Annotated in this window: 18 protein-coding genes and 1 pseudogene; 5 read left to right on the forward strand and 14 right to left on the reverse strand. The window is 65.5% G+C overall.

Annotation, left to right across the window (positions count from 1 at the left end):
* Positions 1–35: 35 nt before the first annotated feature.
* The 7 genes from LKD37_RS10010 to LKD37_RS10040 all read right to left on the reverse strand — a co-directional run bounded on the left by LKD37_RS10010 (position 36) and on the right by LKD37_RS10040 (position 12,200).
* The gene (locus LKD37_RS10010; protein ID WP_306414451.1) at positions 36–3,452 is read right to left on the reverse strand and encodes an outer membrane protein assembly factor BamB family protein; all 3,417 of its coding nucleotides are present in this window, start codon (positions 3,450–3,452) and stop codon (positions 36–38) included.
* Between the two features lie 338 nt (positions 3,453–3,790).
* Positions 3,791–5,191 (reverse strand): hypothetical protein, encoded by a 1,401-nt coding sequence (locus LKD37_RS10015; protein WP_302929083.1) that lies wholly within the window; start codon positions 5,189–5,191, stop codon positions 3,791–3,793.
* Between the two features lie 30 nt (positions 5,192–5,221).
* A complete protein-coding gene (locus tag LKD37_RS10020; RefSeq protein ID WP_302929084.1) occupies positions 5,222–7,387 on the reverse strand; it encodes a transglutaminase TgpA family protein in 2,166 nt (721 codons plus the stop codon).
* 1 nt (position 7,388) lies between these two features.
* The gene (locus tag LKD37_RS10025; RefSeq protein ID WP_302929085.1) at positions 7,389–8,438 is read right to left on the reverse strand and encodes a DUF58 domain-containing protein; all 1,050 of its coding nucleotides are present in this window, start codon (positions 8,436–8,438) and stop codon (positions 7,389–7,391) included.
* Positions 8,435–9,373: an AAA family ATPase gene (locus tag LKD37_RS10030; RefSeq protein WP_302929086.1), complete on the reverse strand. Its 939-nt coding sequence runs from the start codon at positions 9,371–9,373 to the stop codon at positions 8,435–8,437. The genes LKD37_RS10025 and LKD37_RS10030 overlap by 4 nt, the downstream gene beginning before the upstream one ends.
* Positions 9,361–10,428: a prenyltransferase/squalene oxidase repeat-containing protein gene (locus LKD37_RS10035; protein ID WP_302929087.1), complete on the reverse strand. Its 1,068-nt coding sequence runs from the start codon at positions 10,426–10,428 to the stop codon at positions 9,361–9,363. Before LKD37_RS10035 ends, LKD37_RS10030 begins: the two co-directional genes overlap by 13 nt.
* Positions 10,425–12,200 (reverse strand): hypothetical protein, encoded by a 1,776-nt coding sequence (locus tag LKD37_RS10040; RefSeq protein ID WP_302929088.1) that lies wholly within the window; start codon positions 12,198–12,200, stop codon positions 10,425–10,427. The genes LKD37_RS10035 and LKD37_RS10040 overlap by 4 nt, the downstream gene beginning before the upstream one ends.
* Before the next feature lie 158 nt (positions 12,201–12,358).
* Here LKD37_RS10040 and LKD37_RS17830 point away from each other — a divergent pair, with 158 nt between their 5' ends.
* The 4 genes from LKD37_RS17830 to LKD37_RS10055 all read left to right on the forward strand — a co-directional run bounded on the left by LKD37_RS17830 (position 12,359) and on the right by LKD37_RS10055 (position 15,424).
* A complete protein-coding gene (locus LKD37_RS17830; protein WP_431833249.1) occupies positions 12,359–12,547 on the forward strand; it encodes a hypothetical protein in 189 nt (62 codons plus the stop codon).
* A gap of 121 nt (positions 12,548–12,668) precedes the next feature.
* Positions 12,669–13,799: a sensor histidine kinase gene (locus tag LKD37_RS10045; RefSeq protein WP_302929089.1), complete on the forward strand. Its 1,131-nt coding sequence runs from the start codon at positions 12,669–12,671 to the stop codon at positions 13,797–13,799.
* Complete coding sequence (locus LKD37_RS10050) at positions 13,783–14,490, forward strand: response regulator transcription factor (RefSeq protein WP_302929090.1); 708 nt, start codon at positions 13,783–13,785, stop codon at positions 14,488–14,490. Before LKD37_RS10045 ends, LKD37_RS10050 begins: the two co-directional genes overlap by 17 nt.
* A 157-nt stretch (positions 14,491–14,647) precedes the next feature.
* Positions 14,648–15,424, forward strand: a complete 777-nt coding sequence (locus LKD37_RS10055; RefSeq protein ID WP_302929091.1) for a GntR family transcriptional regulator — start codon at positions 14,648–14,650, stop codon at positions 15,422–15,424.
* Positions 15,425–15,482: 58 nt separating this feature from the next.
* On the opposite strand, the gene LKD37_RS10060 is transcribed toward LKD37_RS10055, so the two are convergent.
* From LKD37_RS10060 to LKD37_RS10090, 7 genes and pseudogenes are all read right to left on the reverse strand, one after another.
* Positions 15,483–16,001 carry a nucleoside-triphosphatase gene (locus LKD37_RS10060; RefSeq protein ID WP_302929092.1) on the reverse strand — a complete coding sequence of 173 codons (519 nt, stop codon included), beginning with the start codon at positions 15,999–16,001 and terminating at the stop codon, positions 15,483–15,485.
* The gene (locus LKD37_RS10065; protein WP_302929093.1) at positions 15,994–16,707 is read right to left on the reverse strand and encodes a class I SAM-dependent methyltransferase; all 714 of its coding nucleotides are present in this window, start codon (positions 16,705–16,707) and stop codon (positions 15,994–15,996) included. Before LKD37_RS10065 ends, LKD37_RS10060 begins: the two co-directional genes overlap by 8 nt.
* Positions 16,708–16,948: 241 nt before the next feature.
* Complete coding sequence (locus LKD37_RS10070) at positions 16,949–17,392, reverse strand: S1 RNA-binding domain-containing protein (protein WP_302929094.1); 444 nt, start codon at positions 17,390–17,392, stop codon at positions 16,949–16,951.
* A 37-nt stretch (positions 17,393–17,429) separates the two neighbouring features.
* Positions 17,430–17,729: an FtsB family cell division protein gene (locus tag LKD37_RS10075; protein WP_302929095.1), complete on the reverse strand. Its 300-nt coding sequence runs from the start codon at positions 17,727–17,729 to the stop codon at positions 17,430–17,432.
* A 286-nt stretch (positions 17,730–18,015) separates the two neighbouring features.
* Positions 18,016–18,210: pseudogene (locus LKD37_RS17745) on the reverse strand (hypothetical protein); the annotation flags it as partial.
* 8 nt (positions 18,211–18,218) lie between these two features.
* Entirely contained in the window at positions 18,219–18,497 is a 279-nt protein-coding gene (locus LKD37_RS10085) for a YabP/YqfC family sporulation protein (RefSeq protein WP_302929098.1), read from the reverse strand.
* Positions 18,498–18,607: 110 nt separating this feature from the next.
* Positions 18,608–18,871, reverse strand: coding sequence for an RNA-binding S4 domain-containing protein (locus LKD37_RS10090; protein ID WP_302929099.1), 264 nt, complete (start codon positions 18,869–18,871; stop codon positions 18,608–18,610).
* A gap of 149 nt (positions 18,872–19,020) precedes the next feature.
* On the opposite strand from LKD37_RS10090, the gene murC reads away from it, so the two are divergent.
* Positions 19,021–20,406: a UDP-N-acetylmuramate--L-alanine ligase gene (gene murC, locus LKD37_RS10095; protein ID WP_302929100.1), complete on the forward strand. Its 1,386-nt coding sequence runs from the start codon at positions 19,021–19,023 to the stop codon at positions 20,404–20,406.
* The last annotated feature ends 156 nt before the right edge of the window (positions 20,407–20,562 follow it).

The following is a 20,562-nucleotide window of genomic DNA, read 5'->3' on the forward strand; positions in this document are numbered from 1 at the left end:
TCCCGGGGCTATTGCTATTACCTGATTTTTTGGGGTCAGCTCAGGTGCTTTTTCTTGCCCAGCAGCAGGGCAGCGGCAGCCAGCAGGGATACGGAGGCCGCAGCCAGCCACAGAGCGGTGTGAGCCTCATCGCCGGTCTTGACGCCGGGATTCTCGGGCTGCACAGGCTCATCGGGCTTATAGTTGGGATCAGTCTCGCCGCACACGGTGCACTTACCATCCTCATAGTGATGACCGGCAGCGGGGATGACATCGCCCTTCTTGACGGTCTCGCCGCAGACGGTGCAGACCTCGTCGCCGGTGTAGCCGTCCTCGGTGCAGGTGGCGGCCTTCGCGCCCACCAGCTGGGTCTTGTGGCCCAGAGCGGGGATAACCTCGCCCTTCTTAATGGTCTCACCGCAGACGGTGCAGACCTCGTCGCCGGTATAGCCATCTTCCGTGCAGGTGGCGGCCTTCGCGCCCACCAGCTGGGTCTTGTGGCCGGTGGCGGGGATGGTCAGGGCCTCCAGGGTGGTCTCGTTCTTGCCATCGGCGTCGCTGAACAGCTTGCCGCACACGGTGCACACCCAGTGGGCCTTGACGCCGCCCTCCGTGCAGGCGGCGGGGACCTCCGCCACGGCGGACAGCTTGTGGCCGTCGGCGGGAATGGGCTGGGTCCGGACGTCGGTATAGGTGACGCCGTCCAGGACCACCTTGGCGGTATAGGTGCGGACGCCGCCCTCCAGGCAGGAGCTGCCGGTGGTGATCTCGCTGGTGACCTGGGCGTCCAGATGCAGCTTCTCATGCCGGGGATTCACGGTGCAGGCAAATTCGGCATAGGCGCTGAAATCGTCGTTCCAGGTCCACACCGGCTGGCCGTACACATGGCCGTCCTTCAGCTCGATGTTCACCGTGCCGGTGGGGCAGATCCACTCCTGGCCGGTCTGGCCGTCCCGATTCTGATAGAACACCCAGTTGGGGCCGCCGGGGATGTCCAGCCGGGTCAGGTCCAGGGACACGGTGATCTCCGTATCCTCCGCCGTCAGGGGCTCGGCGGTGAACTTCACATAGTCCGTCACGTCCCGGGTCATGCCGTTGGCCAGCAGGGCCGTCACCTGCATGCCGGCGCCGTCGAAGGTCTCGCCGATCTCATAGACGGTGCGTTCCGGCTGCCGGGTGATCTCCAGGGCGGTGACGCGGCTGCTCAGCCGCATCATATAGGCCGAGTCGTTCTTGAAATAGATGTTGCCCTCGCCGTCCACAATGGGGCTGCAGATGGCGTACTGGGCCTGTGCGCCGCTGGGGGTGAACAGCACATACCCGGTCTCGATGGTGACCTCGCCGGAATCGCCGTTATAGGTCTCCATGGTGGTGTAGGTGTGGTCCACCTCGGTCATGCCGGGCTTATCCCGCAGGACCCGCAGCTTGCCGGGGGTATAGTTGTCGAAGAAGTACACATACGCATAGCCGTCCTGGTCCTCATAGGCCGTGGTCAGCAGACCGCTGGTCTGGGGATAGCCCTGGGTGGGGACGGTATAGGCGATGGAGAAGCTCTCCAGATCCACCACGGTCATGTTGTGGCCGGAATAGGCCCCGAACTGGCTGACGCCGGACACGCCGATATAGGCCCGACCGTTGTGGATCACCGGTGTGGAGGTGGACATGGGCGGCGTGTTGTCGTCGTTGCCGCCGTTGTCCAGGTGCAGGCGGTTCAGGGACCCCTTCACGAAGGTGCCGTCCTCGTTGGTGCGGACCTGATACAGGTCGCCGCCCTTGGAGGTGAAGTAATAGGCGTCGGTGGCGGGGTCATAGCACACGCTGCTGCGCAGGTCGCCCACGTTGGTGGCCTTCAGCTGGTCCAGCAGCACGCCGGTCTTGGGATCCAGGGACAGCACGGAGCCGTAGCCCGTGGTATAGCCGCTGTCGCCGTCGTCGGTGGTCACCAGGACGAAGTTTTCGCAGGCATAGGCCCCGGCCCAGTAAAACCCGTTGTGGGTATAGGTCCAGGCGGCCAGCTTGGCCTCCTGGGTCTGGGTGGGGTCCTCATCGGTAACGCTGATGCCCGCGAAGTTGGCCTGCTTGGTCTCGGAGTTCCAGAAGCCGGTGTAGATATACCCGTCGCAGTAGGCGATGGGGCAGTTGGGCTGACCGCCCAGGGGATCGGTATACACCCACAGGGACTCCAGGCTCTCCGCGTCGAAGGCCTGGATGCGGCCGCCGCTGAGGGCCACGAAGATCATGCCGTCGGCATAGGTGGGGGAGTTGATGGCGAAGGAGGAGCTGGTGACCATGGTACCCTCGCCCACCACCGCGCCGGTGTCCTTGTCGATCTTCAGCAGCTTGTCCCGGGCATAGGCGTAGAGATACCCGCCTGCAATAATGGGGCAGGAGGCGGCGCTGGCGCCGTAGCCCTCGCCCACCTTGTTGGCCCACACCAGCACCGCGTCCTCGGCGGTGATGGGGGTGGGGGCGCTGACCACGCCGTTGTTGTTGCTGTCCGCCCGGAACAGGGGCCAGTCACCGGGCTGGAGAATGTCGTTGTGGCTGCTCTCCGGGGCCTTTTCCAGCTTCACGGTGATGTTCTTGCTGTCCTCCCCGGCGATCACGTCCAGCTTCTGGCCCACATAGCCGCTGCGGGTCACCACCAGGGTATAGGCTCCGTTGGTGTCCAGGGTATAGGTGCCGGTCTCGCCGGGCAGGATCCGCTGGCCGTTGACGTTGCTGGTCAGGAACACTGTGGCGTCGGCGGGGTCGGTGGTGACGGTGGTCTCCACCGGCGGCAGCTTGTTGATCCGGATGGAATAGGTCTGCGCTACGGAGGTGGGCTCGCTGTGGGAAACGGTGACGGTGACGGCCTCCGTCTGCAGGGCGGTGTTCAGGGGAACGTTTACCGTCCGCAGGACGTTGGGCCTGTTGTCCGCGTCATAGGTCAGGGTCTGGCTCCAGTCGCCGCAGGCCACGGTAACGGTCATGTCCGCGTCCAGCCTATAGCCGGACAGGGGGCGCAGAGTCAGCTGGATCTCCGGCACCCGCTGGCCCAGGGACGTTGTGTAATCCAGCACCAGCTTGTCGAAGGCTTTGGATGCATCGTCCTTCTGGTTCAGGGGCAGGGCGCTGCCGTTGTTGTCCGCCAGCTTCATGGAGTTCAGGGTCATGACCCGGTGGGCGGAGATGAGATAGCTCTGATAGAAGGTGACGCCGCCTACGGCCTTGGCCTGGGCCACCTGCAGCTCCATGGAGTTGCCATGGCCGCCGGCGGCCATGAAGTTGGCCACGGAGCCGTAGCCATCGTCCTTGGAGGTCAGCACCTTTTCATACAGCTTGTCGGCGAAGTTGGTGTTATAGTGACCGTAATAGACCATGGTGGTCACATAGGTGCTGTCTGTCCTGGCCCGGTTCAGGAAGAAGGAGGCGTTGTTGGACTCCACGGCGAAGTCATACTCGTGGACGCCTGCGCTGAAAGCCGGGGTCATGGGATAGGGGATGGCCTTGGCGGAGGTGCCGCTCTTGGCGTCCAGCCCCTTGAGCCAGTCCTCCACAATGGGGGTGGGCACCTGCACCGTCAGCCCGGCGGAGGCCTTCACGGCGGCGGTGGTGTGGAAATAGCTGTTCTTGGTGGAGACATAGGTGTAGCTGTCGCCGGGAACCAGGGCGTACACGTCGGCGGTGCCGGTCTGCTGCCGGGGGGCGATCACCGCCCCGGCGTTGTTGGTCAGCTCCACCGTCACATCCTGCTCATGCTCCAGGGTCACCAGAACGCTTTCCCGCTTTTCCACCAGCACCGTATAAGTGACGGCGCGGCCCTCGAAGGTCAGCTCCACGGGGATGATGTACTGCCCCTTGCCGTTCTTCTGGCAGCCGGCCAGGTCACGTTCACGGGAGCGCCGCCCTGGGCCGCCTTCCCGGCAACGGTCAGCTTGGCCTGGGCGCACAGGGGGGAGGCGGTAACGGTCACCGTGTCCTCTGTGGTGGCCACGGTATAGCTCAGGGTTTTCTTGTCAAAGTCCAGCTTCAGCCGGGCGGAGGCGTCGGATACTACCAGGTCCGTCAGGCTGGGGGTGCGCAGAACGTGCAGGGTATAGGGCTGATACTGCTCGTAGCCGTCCACGGCATACCGGGCCTCCAGCACCACGTCCCCGCCCTCTAGGCTGCTGCCGGGAAGGACCCGGCTCAGCGCCGTGGCCTTGCTCTGCCAGGAGCGGGCGTACTTGGGCAGGGTCTCCACCCCGGCCAGGTATACCCGGACGTTCATCTGCCCCTCGGCGGTGCCGATGCCGTCTCCGGGGACCATGTAGGGATACAGGGTGCCATAGGAATAGTCAGGCACCCAGAAGGTGGCGCCGCCGTCGGTCTCGTCAAACTTGGGGACGTCCTCGCCGTCCTTCCACTGGTTGTCGATGCCCAGGCGGAGCTCCTTGATCCACTTGCCGGAGGGCAGGGGGGCGGACACAGCCGCGCCCTGGGCGGTGACCTCCACGGTGCCCCGGACGTGGTTGATGCCGCCGTCGGACAGGTCAAACTGATAGGTGGCGGGCACCAGCTGCACGGAACCGGCGTTCTTCACGGTGGTCACGGTGCCGAACTCGCTGGTGAAGGTGGCCTGCGCCGGGGTCACGGCATTGCCGTCCTGGGTGGCGGCGATGGTCACGGTCACCCGGTCGCCCGCCTGGAAGGTCTCGAACTTTTCGATGGCGTTTTCCAGGGCGGTGCGCAGGGGGGCCGCCGCGGCGTTGGCGGCGGCATAGAAGCCGCTGTGGGCGGCGTCATAGGCCTCCTTGGCGGCGGCGTAGTCCTTCAGTCCGTTGGTGGACGTGTTGTAGGCCGCCATCCGCTCCGCCAGGTGCAGCAGATTCTCGCCGTAGCTCTGGTTGGCGTTGGTGGTGAACCAGATGGCCGTCAGTCCCTTGGCCGAGGCGTCCAAGGCATAGCCGTCGCCGTCGTAGTGCAGGGAATAGTTGTCCGTCCGGCCGTCCACAGCGGTGATGAACCCGCTGTCGATGCCGGAGAAGGTGTGGCCGCTGTTTTTCAGCACGTCCTTCACCGTGTCGCCGGAGCGATAGCCGATATACTCCGGCTCGATGACATAGCCGTCCTGGGCCACGGCCAGCAGGGCGATGCGCCCGTCGTCTGCCGCATAGGCCGGAACCGGCAGCAGAGACAGCAGCATCAGGCACGCCAGCAGCGCGGCCATCAGGCGTTTGGTAACTCTCATGTGATGTTTCCTCCTTTGTTCTTTCTCTATTCAAAACACCTTGCAGGTGATAAATCTTGCCGCAAACCGGCGCAGGGCCGGGGTTTGCTCCCGCCATACCCGGCGGGCGCTTTCCAGCAGGGCCAGGCACCGCCGCCGCTGGTCCTCCGTCATGGTGTGGCCGCTGTACCACACCTCCCGCTCCAGATACACCAGGTCCTCCGCGTCCTCCGGGGACAGGGGATCCTCCGGGAGGCCCGGCTGACCCAGCAGGTCATGGACGGCGCACAGAATGTATCCGCACCCCATGCGGCAGTCCGGATCCTGATACCGGGCCGCCGCCTGCTTTAGCCGCCTGCGGCCCAGAAGGGCGCGGACGGTCAGGGCCAGCAGTCCCAGCGCCAGCGCCGCCGCCAGGGTCAGCAGGGCATTGCGGACATATTCCGCCCGCCGGTCCTGGGGCTGTTCCTCCTCCGGGACGACCTCCGGCTCCCGCTCCTGAACGGGGGTGTCCGGCACGGGGGTGTCCCCCTGGCCGTTTTCTCCCTCCGGGCCGTTTTCCGGCAGCCGGTATTCCACCAGGTCCGTATAGCCTGGGGCGGCGTCAAAGGGCAGCCAGCCCACGCCGTCCAGATAATACTCCGTCCAGGCGTGGCTGCTCTGCTCCGTCAGGGTCAGGGTGCCGCCGGGGACCATGGCCTCCGCCTGCTGGCGGGTCACGACGTAGCCCTCAGCGTATCGGGCCGGGACGCCGCAGCACCGCAGCAGCAGAGCCGCCAGGGTGGCATAGTGGATGTCGCTGCCCTGCTGGCCGCCGGAGGCCATGGCGGCGGCGATGTCGCCGCCGGACACTGAGGCCCCCTGGCGATAGCTGACGCTCTGGGAAAGCCAGGCCAGCACCGCCGCCTTGGCCTGGGTGGTGGTCATATCGCTCTCCGGGGCAAAGGCCCGGGTCAGGGCCTCATAGGTGCTCTGGGGCACCGTCAGATAGTGGTCATAGACCCACTGGCGGTATACCGCCTCCCCCTGGCGATAGGGAGTGTCGTCCCCGGACCGGGACAGGGCGTCCTGCAAGAGATAGCTGTCCTCCACCGGGTAAACGGACAGGGTGACGGCGTCCGCCGGGACGCGGCCCCCCTCTCCGGCCAGGTCGGCGGCGTCCAGGGCATCCGTGGCCGCCCCATAGGGCAGATACAGCCGCTGGCGGCAGGCCCCGGCGTTGGCCACGGTGACGGTCCGGCTTTCGCCGCCGGATACGTCCTGCCAGGCGGCGGAAACCTGGGTGGAGGGGAAGAAATAGTCCCTTTGCAGGGTATACAGGGTGTCGGACTGGGCCGCCAGGGCCTCCCCCTCCAGGGGCTGCCAGCTGCGGCCGGTGTATTCCCCGGCGGCGAAGCCCCGCAGATACAGGGGCTCCCACCGGTCCATGGTCACGGTCAGGGCCGTCTGGCTGCCGGAGCCGTGGGGCCGGGTCAGGTCCCCCTCCGGCAGGGGGGAGGGATGGGACTCGTACCGCAGCCGGTGCAGAAAGACGCCGTTCCCCTGTGCCGGGACAAGGCCGGGGATCAGCGGGACAAGGGCGCAAAAAGCCGCAACAAAAAGGGACAGTCCGGCCAGCATCGCCTGCCGCCCCAGCCCCTGCCGGGGCAGCAGGCACATTAGCCCGCCCACCAGCAGAACCGCCAGCGGCCAGTCCCCCTCCAGAAGGCCCATCAGCCGCAGCACCAGCGCCGCCAGGCCCACGGCCAGGCAGAACCCCGGCCACCGGCGGCGCAGGGCCAGCGCCGTGACTCCGCCGGTGAGGACCGCCAGGGTCAGCACCAGGGGCCAGACGCTGCCGCCGCCGGAATAGGGCGGGTGATACCGACCGGTCTGCAGCAGCAGACGGCTAATTGCCAGGTTTCCCAGGGCGGCTGCGGCGGCGGTCAGCCGATTCCGGCACAGGACGGCCCACGCTAGCCACGCGGCCAGCACCGCCGCCAGGGCCGTCAGCCGTCCGGGCTTTTCCCACCGGACCAGCAGGCCCAGGCACAGGGCGGCTGCGGCTGCGGCTATGGGGAGGATCGCCGGGGCCAGGCTTCCCGCCGGGTGCAGCCACTGCCACACCCCGGCCCAAAGCCCCGCCAGAAACACGACGCCCCCCGGCAGGGCCCCGGGGCCGGCGGGTTTTCCGCCGGCGGGCTTCTTTATTCGGATGGAGGATGATGGTTTTTTCACGTTATTGCGCACTCCTGATCCACTGCTGGATTTGTTGGGGCATCTGCTCCGGGATAAAGACGCCGGGTTCGCCGCCCTGTTGGCTGCACCGCAGCACCAGGGCGTTTTCCGGCAGGTCCGGCGGCACCCGGCAGCACAGGCAGATCACCGTGCCCGCCTCCTGCCAGGGGGGCGGGTCGGACTCCTGGGCCGGGGACTTCATCAGCTCCGGCAGGGCCTGGGCCAGCTGCTCCTGGTTGCCCAGGGTGCGGCTCTCATAGCCCTCGGGGCCGTTCCAGGCCAGCCGGAAGCTCCGGCCCTCCAGAGCCTGGCACAGGGAGGCCGCCGCCTCCATCAGGGTGTCCGCCAGAGGGGGCGGGGCCTTCTGCCGCAGCACCAGCACCGTCAGCCGGTGGTCCACCGGCCGGGCCGGGTCCCGGACCACCAGCCGCCCGGTTTTGCCGGAGAGCTTCCAGTGGACCTGGCGCAGGCTGTCGCCGGGGGCGTAGTCCCGGACCTGGAAGGTCTCCGTCCGGTCCGTTCCCCGGCGGCCGGGGTCATAGACGCTGCCCTCCCGCCGGGGGCGCAGGGCCTGAAAATCCTCCATATCCAGAGGAAAGGTATCCGGCATGACGCACAGCTGGCCCCGGGCCCGGCAGGGGGCCGGAACCGGCAGCAGGGAGAAGGCGTCCCACACCGTGACCCCGGTGATGCGCAGGGTCAGGCAGCCGCACAGACGGCCGGACACGGCGCTTTCCCCCTCCGGCAGGGTCATGCAGGCGGTTTCGCCGGTGACGGTGTTCTCCGCCGCCAGGTGAAACCGCACCCGTCCCACCGGCAGGGCCCGGGGACGGCGCAGGGTCAGGCGGACGGCGGCGGGCCGTCCCTTTTCCGCAGAGGCCGGGCAGGACAGCTCCGCCCGGAGCTTCCGGCGGCACAGCAGCACCGCCAGCCAGGACAGCACCGGAAGCATCAGCGCCGCCAGTCCCGCCGCCAGCACCGGCCCCGAGGGGGCGGCGATATACCCCGCCGCCAGCAGCAGAAGGCACAGAACCCACAGCGCCTGGGTCATAGGGTCCGCTCCGTCATGGCCGGGGCGGGGGTCTCCTCCAGCACCTGGGCCAGAATGGCCTCGGGGGTATAGTCGTTGAGCTTTGCCCGGGAGGACAGCATCAGCCGGTGGCCGAACACATAGGGAACCAGCTCCGCCGCGTCCTCCGGCAGAACGAAGTCCCGCCCGGCGGCAAAGGCCGCCGCCTTGGCGCACCGGCACAGGGCCAGGGCCCCCCGGGGGCTGATGCCCAGGCGCACCATAGGGTGGCTGCGGGTGGCCTCGGTCAGGCGGGCAATGTAGTCATACACGGGGTCGGCGATGTGGGCGGCCCGGACCCGGCGGATGGCCTCGCACAGGGCCTCACGGTCCGCCACGGCCTGCACCCGGGTCAGGGGGTCCTCCCCGCTGCGATCCCGGAGAATGTGGATCTGGCTCTGCAGGTCCGGATAGCCCATGCTGAGCTTCATGAGAAAGCGGTCCAGCTGGGAATTGGGCAGGTCCTGTGTCCCGGCGGAGCCCACGGGGTTCTGGGTGGCCAGCACCGCAAAGGGCCGGGGCAGGGGATGGGTAACGCGGTCCACCGTCACCTGGCCCTCCTCCATGGCTTCCAGCAGGGCGGACTGGGTTTTGCTGGAGGTGCGGTTGATCTCGTCCGCCAGCAGAAGATTGGTCATAATGGCCCCGGGCTGGTAGACCATGCCGTCCTTTCCGGGCATGGAGAAGCCGATGATATCCGAGGGCATGGTGTCCGGGGTGAACTGGATGCGCTTGGTGTCCAGCCCCAGGGCCCGGGAGAAGGCCAGGGCCATGGTGGTCTTGCCCACGCCGGGGACGTCCTCCAGCAGGACGTGGCCCTCGGCCAGCAGGGCGATCCACACCTTGGAGATCACGTCGTCCTTGCCCACGATGGCCTTCTTCACTTCCGCCAGAACATTCCGGGTTATTTCGTACATACGCGTTTCCTCTTTCTTATAACGATGATGACAATGCCCGCCGCCGCCAGGCCCGCCGCCCCGGCGATGAGCCAGGGAAGGGGGGAGGCATGGGCGGAGGCCGCCGGGGGAATATCCCGCAGGTCGTACAGCCGCCCCTGGCCTGCCTGGAGCCGGTCCAGGGCCTGCAGGGCCAGAATGGCCTGCTCGGTGGCCATCAGGTCCTCGAGGCCCTCCGCCGTGTGGCGGAACAGGCCCTCCGCCGTGCGATAGGACAGCAGTCCGTCCCGGAGGGTGCGGCCGTTCCGGATGAAGCGGGGGTCCGTTTCCGGGTCCAGGCCCAGACTGCACAGGGCGATGAGCACCTGGGCGGTGCTTTCAGCGTTGGGGTCCCCCCAGCTGACGAAATCGCCGTTTTCCGTCTGCTGGCCGGACAGCCACTCCAGCCCCCGGCGGATGGCCTCCGCCGTGGCGGGGTCCTCCTGATAGGGGGCCAGAGCCTGCAGGGCCATGGCCGTGATGTCCACGTCCGCCGTCCCGGCGGAGAGGCCGAAGGCCCCTTCCTCTGTCTGGGCCGACAGAATGGCCCGGCGCATATCCTCCCGGGTATAGGCCGCCCCCTCCGGCACGGCGAAGCCGCCGCTGTCCAGAGTAATCAGGGCGAAAATCCAGCCGTTGAGCCCCTGGGCCCCCAGGGAGCGGGAGCGGGACCAGTTATAGGTCCCCTCGGCCACCAGGTCGATGGGCTTTCCCTCCCGGTCCCGGCCAAAGGCGGTGGGGTCCCCGCCCTGGGCCTGCACGGCCAGGGTGATGCGGTGCCACTCGGTGGCCTTGATGCGGTCCAGACCGCCGTTTTCCCGGTACATGGAGGTGACATAGGACTCCAGGTCCCGGAGATAGTCCGGCCGCTGAAGCCCGGCCCGGCCGGAGGCGACGGCCAGCCAGTCGGATACGGAGTCTCCCGCCGTCAGGGGCCGGTTTTCCAGCAGGGGGCGGAAATCCTCCCCCCAGGCGGGGCAGATCAGTGCCGCCGCCAGCATCAGGGCCAGCAGAGCGCCTGCCAGGGATCTTCTCATGGAATGGGCTCCTCCTTCCGCTCCCCACATCGGGAGCAGGTATAGATGATGACGCCGTCCCGGCGCTCCGTTTCCTGGAAGTCGTGGCCCAGGGCCGGAATTTCCTGGGTCTGGCCCACGTCGCCGCACACCTGGCAGGTGACGGCGGCCTGGCCGGGGTGGGTGCAGTCCGGGGCCGTGGTCTGCTGGGGCTGGCCCCAGCGGTGCTCGTCGATGTACTGGCCGTTGATCCAGCGGCCGCAGTAGGTGGACAGGGCCCCGTAATTGCCGCCGGTGGCGTCATAGCCGCCGATGTCCTTGCCGTAGGCCAGGGTGAAGCGCAGATACAGGGTGTCGCCGGAGGACAGGAAGTAATTGGACAGGCCCTTTCCGGCGTAGGTCTGGCCGCCGATGGAGTACATCCAGCCGGAGCCCTGGGTATAGTCGAACTCGCCCAGGCTGTCGTTGTCGTGCTGGCCGGTGAGGTTCAGGCCGTCCCGGAGGATTTTGGCCCAGAGGTTTTCCGGGATGTCGGGATAGTCCATGAACCCTGCCCGGCTGATGCGGCGCAGATAGAACCCGACGTCCGGGGAGCCGCTGTATTCGTATTCATAGCCCCACTCCTCCAGGGCCTCCATAACGGCGTAGGACGCCGGAACGTTCTGGCGCACCTGAACGGCAAAGGGCTCCTCCGGCAGGCCCATGCCCATGGTGGTGATGTCCAGGACCACATAGGCCGTGCCGATGACGTCGCCGGTGTCCACAAAGCGGTAGATGATGCGGTAGGACACATAGCGGGAGTTGCCCTGGCCGTCCCAGGCCCGGATGGAGATGGTGTGGGCCTCGCTGTCGCCGGAGAAGGGGTCGGGGAAGCGAAGCTGGTACTCGAACACCGGGTTGCCGGTGGGCTGAAGGACCCGCTTGCCGTCCAGGTATACCTGGATATTGCTCTCCGGCAGGGAGCGGCCGGTGTAGGCGGTGGCCTGCACCGTCAGGGTGAAGTTGCGGTTGGTGGTTTCGGTGACGCCCTCTAAGTTGGTGACGATGGTGGGGGGATGGTCGCCGATGGTGGGGTGGCGCTGGTCGGCCTTCTGGGCCGCGTAGCGGATGGCGTAGTTCACCTCCTGGACGGTTTTATTGCCGTCCTTGCGGTAGAGGGTGAAGTAGTTGGTCTCGCCCCGGCAGAGCCGGGCCTGATAGTTCCGGCCGTCGGCGGTAAGGTACTGGCCGTTCTGGGAGGTCTGGCTGTTGCGGAGCTTGACCTTCAGGGTCTGGCCGTTGGCGTTGAGAATATAGGCGTAAAAATGCAGGGTGTCGCCGGTGAGCTGGTCATAGGTGATCTCGCCGCTGCACAGGTCCGTGACGATCCGGGGGGAGGCGTCGTCGGAGGGGCCGGGGGTGGGATCGGCGCCGCCGGGAGTGTCGTCCCGGGGGCCGTCGTCCTTGGGCGGGGCGTCCGGGTCCGGGTCCTGGCCGGGGTCCTCGGGCGGGGTGTCCGGCTCCTGGGGGGTGTCCGGCTGGTCGGGCTGATCCGGGGTATCCGGCTGTTCCGGCTCCTGGGGTTCATCGGGGGTGTCCGGCTCCTGGGGGGTGTCCGGTTCTTCCGGCTGGTTCGGAGGCGTCTGGGGCGATTGGGACTGCCCCTCCGGGCGCAGGGGGTCCGCCTGGGCCTGGGGCAGGGGCGTGGGGCCGCCGGTGGACAGGCCCAGCCCCGGCAGGGCCGCCGCCAGCACCAGGGCCGCCGCCAGAAGCACCAGCAGTCCCCGCAGAAGATAGGTTTTGCGATTTTTCATACCGTTTCCTCCCGGATAAACAAAAAATGGTGTTATTCTGCCATCGCAGAATAACACCATAACCGTTTTTGGAAATTATTCGTGTGCACACAGTAGGTCTCCCGACTCGTACCTCAAGCGGCGGGTCTGTCCTGCCATCTCAGAAGGAGTGCCTTCCAATGACCGGCTTTCGCCGACGGACAGATGCCTTGGTACACACGGTGTTGGTCAACGCGGGGCTCGTCCCCATTCCCTTGTTCATCAATGCGCCTGACCCGCAGGGGGCCTTTGCGGCCACATTGCCTCTGGTGGAGTATGTCGAATTTATTATACAGGGCGGCAGGGGAAATTGCAACCCCCGGCTGTGATATTTTACATGCGCGGATCCTGCCGAAAAAATTTCGCTTCTTAACATGATTTTAGCGTTTTCTTAACGCCGAAATATGGTACAATAATGACATTACAGGCGCGGGGAGGGGAAAAACAGCCATGAAGCGCTTTCAGATCCGCTGGCCCGACGAGTGGCTGAGGCGGACTCGCCTGTTCCGGACGGACCTGCTGTCTTATTCCGGAAAGGATTTTATCGTATCCGTGTCGCTGTATCTGATCTCGGTGGGGTTCTGTCTGGTGCTGCGGAACTTCGACCCCAACAACGACACCAGCTATGTGTCCATGATCTTCCTGCTGGACGTGTTTCTGACGGCCCTGCTGACGGACGGGTTTTTCTTCAGCCTGACCATCGCGGTGTTCGCCGTGCTCAGCGTGGACTACATCTTCACCCCGCCCTTCTGGGAGGTCAGCTTCACGCTAGCGGGCTTTCCGCTGACGTTCCTGGTGATGATGACCATCTGCGTGGCGACCGGTATCGTTACCAGCCGGGCCAAGAAGGTCAGCGAGATGGAGCGGGAGGCGGAGCGGGAGAAGATCCACAGCAACCTGCTGCGGGCGGTGTCCCACGACATCCGCACCCCGCTGACGGGCATCGTGGGGGCCACCAACGTCCTGCTGGAGCAGGATGACACCCTGACGCCCCAGCAGCGGCGGGAGCTGCTGAAAAATGCCAACGAGGACGCCCAGTGGCTGATCCATATTGTGGAAAACCTCCTGTCCATCACCCGCATCGGCGCGGGGGAGGACGCGCAGGTCACCAAAACGCCGGAGGCGGCGGAGGAGGTCATCGAAGGGGCCGTGGGCAAATTCCGGCGGCAGTATCCGCAGATCGACGTCCGGGTGGAGCTTCCGGAGGAGTTCTTCCTGGTGCCCATGGACCCGCTGCTGATCCAGCAGGTGATGACGAACCTTCTGGAAAACGCCGCCGTCCACGGCGTCACCACCACCCGGGTGGTGGTATCCCTGGAAAAACAGGGGAAATGGGCCCGGTTCACCGTGTGCGACAATGGCCGGGGCATCCCGGAGGGACGGCTGCACAACCTGTTCGACGGCACCCAGAGCGCCCAGAAGGGGGACAGCACCCGCAGCATGGGCATCGGCCTGTCTGTGTGCAAAACCGTGGTGGCAGCCCACCGCGGCAAAATAAAAGGAGAAAATATCAAGGGGGGCGGCGCCCGGTTCACGGTGGACCTGCCCCTGGAGGAGGATGAACATGAAGATCAAGGATAAGGTTCTGATCGTGGAGGATGAGCAGAGCATCAGCAATTTCATCTCCATGGTCCTCAACGCCAGCGGATACGATACCATCATTGTGGGCAGCGGTGAAGAAGCGCTGACCATGATTGCCTCCCACTGCCCGGACCTGATCGTCCTGGACCTGGGTCTGCCGGATATGGACGGCATGGAGGTGCTCAAGTCCGTGCGCAAGTGGTCCAATCTTCCGGTGGTGGTGGTGTCCGCCCGGAACCACGAGCACGACAAGGTGGACGCGCTGGATTACGGGGCCGACGACTATCTGGTGAAGCCCTTCGGCACCTCCGAGCTGCTGGCCCGCATCCGCACTGCCATCCGCCATACCCGCACCACCCTGGCCAACTCCCAGATCGCCCAGTCCGGCAAATTCACCGCCAGGGACCTGACCATCGACTATGACAAGCACCAGGTGCTGATCCGGGGCGAAAACGCCAAGCTGACGGTGAACGAATACAAGATCGTGGCCCTGCTGGGCAAATATGCCGGCAAGGTGCTGACCTATGACTTCATCATCCGGGAGCTGTGGGGCCCCAAGGCCAAGGCCGACAACCAGATCCTCCGGGTGAACATGGCCAATATCCGCCGCAAGATCGAGGACACCCCCGGCCAGCCCCAGTACATCTTCACCGAGGTGGGCGTGGGCTACCGCATGCGGGAGGGAGACTGAGGTCGTCCACTTCCGGAGGGTGATTGGCGAAATACATAAAATCTATGTCATAAATTTGTAAAATAGGGGCTATCTTTTTCCGGATGTATATGGTACAATCAGAATATCCCAAATGTATGCGGTACAACATGGTGCCGGAGAAGGTAGGTCTTATCTTATGGAACACAATGCGATCCTGGACAGCAAGCTGTCCCTGAGCAGCAACATTCCCCTGTACGCCCAGCTGGTGGGCATCATCAAGCGGGAGATCTCCTCCGGCGCGCTGAAAATCGGGGACCTGCTGCCGTCGGAGGCGGAGCTGTGCCGGGCGCTGGATATCAGCCGAAACACCGCCCGCCAGGCCATCGGCGAGCTGGAGGACGAGGGACTGGTGGTCCGCAAGCGGGGCAAGGGCACCTTTGTGGCCGACCCCAACAACAACCGCCGGGGCGTGCGCTATTCCTTCACCACGGAGGTCTCCTCCCTGGGCAAGACGCCGTCGTCCACCCTGGTGGATTTCGGCGTGGTGATCCCCACCCGGGCCATCTGCCAGCGGATGGACCTGCAGGAGGGAACCCCGGTGTATTGCTTCACCCGTGTCCGCAACGTGGACGGGGAGCCGCTGATCCTGGAAACCTCCTACTATCCCCAGTACATCTATCCCAACCTCACCCGGGAAATGGTCCAGACCCACAGCTTTTACAGCCTGCTGTATCATGTGGGGATCACACCCTTTTCCGCCGAGGACAGCTATGAATCCGTGATCCTGGACGCCCCCCGGGCCAGCCTGCTGGGGGTGGAGCCGGGCAGCTGCGCCTTTTATCACCAGCGCCGCACCCGCACCGAGGACGGCCGCATTTATGAGTATACCCGCAGCTATATCCGGGGCGACCGGGTCCGGCTGGACGTGCATATGCAGAAAAGCGGCATGAGCTTCACCCGCATCATTGACTGACAAAGTAACAGCAATATGAAAAACAGCGGCAGGCAAAGCCCACCGCTGTTTTTTGTGATTATTCGGCCTGTGCAAGGTCCCGCTTCAGCAGGCGGAACAGCCCCTCCCGGTTCTCCCGGGTGATATACAGCACCCGGACGCCGGGGACGCCCCGCACCGCCTGCAAAAACGGGTCGTTCCGGTTCTTCACCGCCGCCAGCACCGGCTGGTCACCCTGCAAAGCCGCCAGCACCGCCTCCTGGAACCGATGGGCGTCCCGCTCTAAAAAGCCCAGCTCGTCCATCAGCAGCAGGCCCGGCCCCTCCAGCAGCCGGGGGCCCCAGTCATCAAAGACCGGGGTACAGCGGACACTGCGGCGGCTGTCGCACCGACCGATCAGATTCTCCGGGCCGTACTGCCGCCGGGCTTCCGGACAGGCGGCGGGGTGAATGTAAATGGGGAACAGGCCCTCGCCGTCCGCCACGGTCTCCCGCTTGGTGACAAAGCCCGACACCGGGCCGGGATACAGGGCCGTCAGTCGCCGGATGAGGGTGCTTTTCCCCACCCCCCGGGGGCCGCAGATGAGTATTTTATCCATGGGAACCCTCCTTCAGCTGACCTGCCGGGATGGCCAGCAGGCACAGGGGCTTGGGATTGGGCAGATACAGGGGATAGTCCGGCCAGGGGGACGGCTCCAGCCGGGCCTCCAGCTCCTGCCGGGCAGGCGCCGTCCCGTCCCGGCTGTACAGCCGGAAAAACGCCAGGGCGTCCTCCACGGACCGGAAGGGCTGGCCAAATTCCAGGGTGAACCGCCGGAGGGTGCAGGTCAGTCCCCGGCGGCGCAGCTCCTGCTCCATGTCGGCGGCGGTGTGGCCCGCCATGCGGACGCCGGAGCTGAACTGGTGCTGCCGGAAGTCCCGCCGCACCACCAGGGCTGTGCCGCCGCACTGCCGGGCGGCGATGTCCAGAATCTCATCGGTGCCGCCGAACAGGCAGAACACCATGGCGTCATAGGGCTTTTGGGGCGGCAGGTCCCGGATGTCCCCGGTCAGGGCCGTCAGCCGGGGGTCATGGCCCCGGGCGGTCAGGTCGGCGATGGCCGCCGGGGAGCGGTCTATGGCGGTGACGTGTCCGCAGTAGGGCAGAAGGGCCCAGCTCAGCAGACCCAGGCCGCACCCGGCGTCGCACACCCGGTCCTCCGGGTGCAGGAACGCCCCCAGCTCCCGGGCCAGGTCCGTATAGTAGCGGCTGCGGTCCGCCGCCGTGTGCAGATAGCGGATGACCTCCGGACTCCATCGCTGCATGGTTCGCCCCCTTTCTTTCTTACCTTTTATCATACCATACCGCCCCCGGGGATGCAAGCCGGGGGGCGGATGATGGGGAATTTTAAATACGTATTGCAATTTTACGGTCGAAATATACGGAATGCAATCGAATTCGGCAGCGGGGGACGGACAAGGCCGTCCGCCTCTGCGGCATGGCTGCCGGTTTTAGGGTCAAAGAAACCTGCCGCAGGCTCCGGCCCGCGGCAGGATTTTGACGGAATTATTTGCGGCGGCGGCCGCCCCGCTTGGAGGCCATGTAGCGGTTCAGCTCCGACTGCTTGCTGTCGGACACGGACATGAACTGCTTGAGCTTGTCCTCAAAGGACAGCTCCGCCGGGGCGGCGGGCTGGGCGGGGACGGAACGGGCGGGAGCGGGACGGGGGCCACGGGGCCGTGCCGGACGGTCGCCATGGGGAGGCCGGGGCTTGGGCGGCTGCGCCTGCTTCACGGACAGGCTGATCTTCCCCTCCGGCGAGATGGACAGCACCTTCACGGGTACCTCCTGCCCCTGGGTGAGGAAATCGTGGACATCGCTGACGAAGGTGCCGGCCACCTCAGAGATGTGAACCAGCCCGGATTTTCCATCGGGCAGCGCCACAAATGCGCCGAATTTGGTGATGCTGGTCACCTTCCCGGTGATAATGGTCCCAACCGTTAATTCCATAAACGAATCTATCTGCTCCCTTCGAAAGTGTGGCGTGTCAGTTGTTCACGTCGTAAAAAATGCGCTCGCCGTCGGAGGCCAGGCCCAGATCATCCCGGGCCAGACCCTGGATGAAGTCCTGATCTCCCTGGTGCTCCAGGTCGGACCGCAGGGCGTCATTCTGCTTTTCGGTCTGCTGGATCTGGGCCTCCAGCGCCTGGCTCTTGCTGCGGAGCTCCGGCAGACGGCTGCCGTATATCCGGACGATGCCTGCCCCTGCGGCGGCCACCAGCACCACGATCACCAGCAGAGCCGCCACGCGGCTGCGGCTGACGGGCTTTTTCTTGCTTCTTGCCATGTCTGCGGACTCCCTTCCGTGCGTCATCCTTTGGTCGTAGAAAACACTTCCACCTATATGTATTTAGTATAGCGTACTTTGCCGCAGAATGGAAGCCCTTTTTTGCTTCCGGCAGCAATTTTTTTGCCTGATGGCGGCAAAAATCCAGGGGCAGCCGCAAAAGCCGCGCCAGCTCCCCGGCCACATCGGCCCAGAATTCCCACAGGGGCCGCAGCAGCGGCGCAGCCGCCAGCAGATACAGCAGCATCCCCGCCCCGGCTCCCAGCAGCAGATACAGCTGCGGCTCGCCGCCGCCTACCCGGGTCAGGGCCCACAGGGCCCCCAGCAGGCACATCAGGCCGAACACCGCGTCGGCGGCATGGGTCAGCCCCGGCCGCCTGCGGCGCAGCACCCGCAGCAGGTCATATACCAGGCCCCCGGCGGCTCCCAGGGCCACGGCGGCTCCCAGGGCGGCCAGCTGACCGGCCACATAGTTCTCCATCCGTCCCCTCAGCCCAGCAGCCGGGTCAGCCAGGACCCCCGGGGAGCCTGCTGCTCCTCATAGGTCAGGGCCTCCACCCGGCCGTCCACCTGGAGCTCGCCGCCGTCCAGGCTCAGCTTGCCGATGTGCAGCCCCTCTCCGGTGACGACCAGGGTCCCCTCGCAGGTGGCCATGACGATGCAGCCCTCGTCGAACCGCTCCACGTCCTCCACCCCGGACACCGTCAGCTTGTCCCGGCCCTCCAGCTCCACCCGGTGATACAGCTGCTGCCCCGTTTCATACGCCATAAAAAAACCGCCCCCTCATATCAACAATGGAATATTTCAATCGAATATCCCATGTGTATGAGAGGGCGGGAAAAATTATACCGGTTGTCCCGGTCTGTCCCGGGGCTGTCTCAGCTTTGTCCCGGAGTTGTCCCGCCGATTTCCCGGTACATGGCGGCGGCATCGGCTTTGCCCACGTTGTCCGCCACCGACAGCACCTCCACCTCCAGGGTCCTGGCTCCGAAGCGGATGGCAATTCTGTCCCCGGGCTTCACCTCGTAGGACGCCCGCTGCACCCGGCCGTTGACGCTGACCCGCTCATTGTCGCAGGCCTCGTTGGCCACCGTCCGCCGCTTGATGAGGCGGGATACCTTCAGATATTTGTCCAGTCGCATAGCAATCCCCTCCTTTTGCCCCGCATTATAGCAGAAATTTCCCGGTTTTGCAACAGAAGTCATTTTTTGTGGGGTATGTGAGTTGCACACTCCGGCGGGGTATAGTATAATATAGGATACGAATTTTCCAAATGCGGGAGGGACCCAATATGATGCATCCTACCATAGATATCAAAACCTTTCTCAAGCCCGGGGTCCGGGCCCACCTGGCCGGCATCGGCGGGGTGAGTATGTGTCCCCTGGCGGAGGTGCTGCTGGGCATGGGCCTGCGGGTGCAGGGCTCGGACATGACGGAAAGCGACACCGTCCGCCAGCTCCGGTCCCAGGGCATCGACGTGGCCATCGGCCACTCGGCGGAGAACCTGAAGGACTGCGACCTGGTGATCCGCACCGCTGCCATCCACGACGAGAATCCCGAGATCGCCGGGGCCATCGCCCGGGGCATCCCCGTGTATGAGCGGGCCCAGGCCTGGGGCGCTATCATGCAGCACTATGAAAACGCCCTGTGCATCTCCGGCACCCACGGCAAAACCACCACCACCTCCATGGCCACCCACATCTTCATGGCGGCCCAGGCGGACCCCACCGTGATGATCGGCGGCACCCTGCCCATGCTCCATGCGGGCTATCGGGTGGGCAAGGGAAACACCATCATCCTGGAATCCTGCGAATACTGCAATTCCTTCCTGAATTTCTTCCCCACGGTGGCGGTGATCCTGAACGTGGGAGAGGACCATCTGGACTTTTTCAGGGATCTGGCGGATATCGAGCGGTCCTTCCACGCCTTCGCCGATCTGGTGCCCCAGCGGGGCTATGTCATTGCCAACGCCGACGATAAGGGGGCCCGGGACGCCGTGGCGGGCCTGAGCCACCCGGTGTTCACCTTCTCCCTGGCGGACCGGACGGCGGACTGCTATGCCCGGGACGTGGCGTTTTTCGACGGCTGCGCCAGCTTCGACGTGATGATCCACGGGGAGCTGTATGCCCATGTGGACCTGCACATTCCCGGCAAGCACAACATTCTCAACGCCCTGGCGGCGGCCTCGGCGGCCTATGTGCTGGGGATCCCCGGCCAGGCCGTCACCCTGGGCCTGGAGGATTTCCACGGGGCCGGACGCCGGTTCGAGCACAAGGGCAGCTATCACGGGGCGGCGGTGTATGACGACTATGCCCACCACCCGGCGGAGCTTCACGCCCTGCTGACCACCGCCCGGTCCATGGGCTATGACCGGGTGATCTGCGCCTTCCAGCCCCACACCTACACCCGCACCAAGGCGCTGTTTGACGACTTCGTCCGGGAGCTTCAGCTGCCGGATGTGACGGTGCTGGCGGAGATCTACGCCGCCCGGGAGCAGAACGTCCTGGGCATCTCCTCCCGGGACCTGGCGGAGAAGATCCCCGGGGCCATCTATTGCTCCACCCTGGACAAGGTGGCCGACACCCTGGCGGGCCTGGCCCGGCCCGGGGACCTGATCCTCACCGTGGGCGCGGGAGATATCTTCCGGGCCGGTGAAAAGCTGCTGGAGCGGGCGTAAAAAGCAATACGATTCGTCATTTTTCTGCCGGATTATACAAGAAGTGATCGTCTGCCGGTGACGGAATGGCGGGGAAATCGCCGAAGCGCCGCCAGTGGCGGATGAAGCGAGGCGATTTCGAGGAAGTGCCCCGGCTGTGGGGGGGGGGGGGGGGGC

This window comes from Brotocaccenecus cirricatena, assembly GCF_020687045.1.
In the GTDB taxonomy this organism is placed as follows: Bacteria; Bacillota; Clostridia; order Oscillospirales; family Oscillospiraceae; genus Vescimonas; species Vescimonas cirricatena.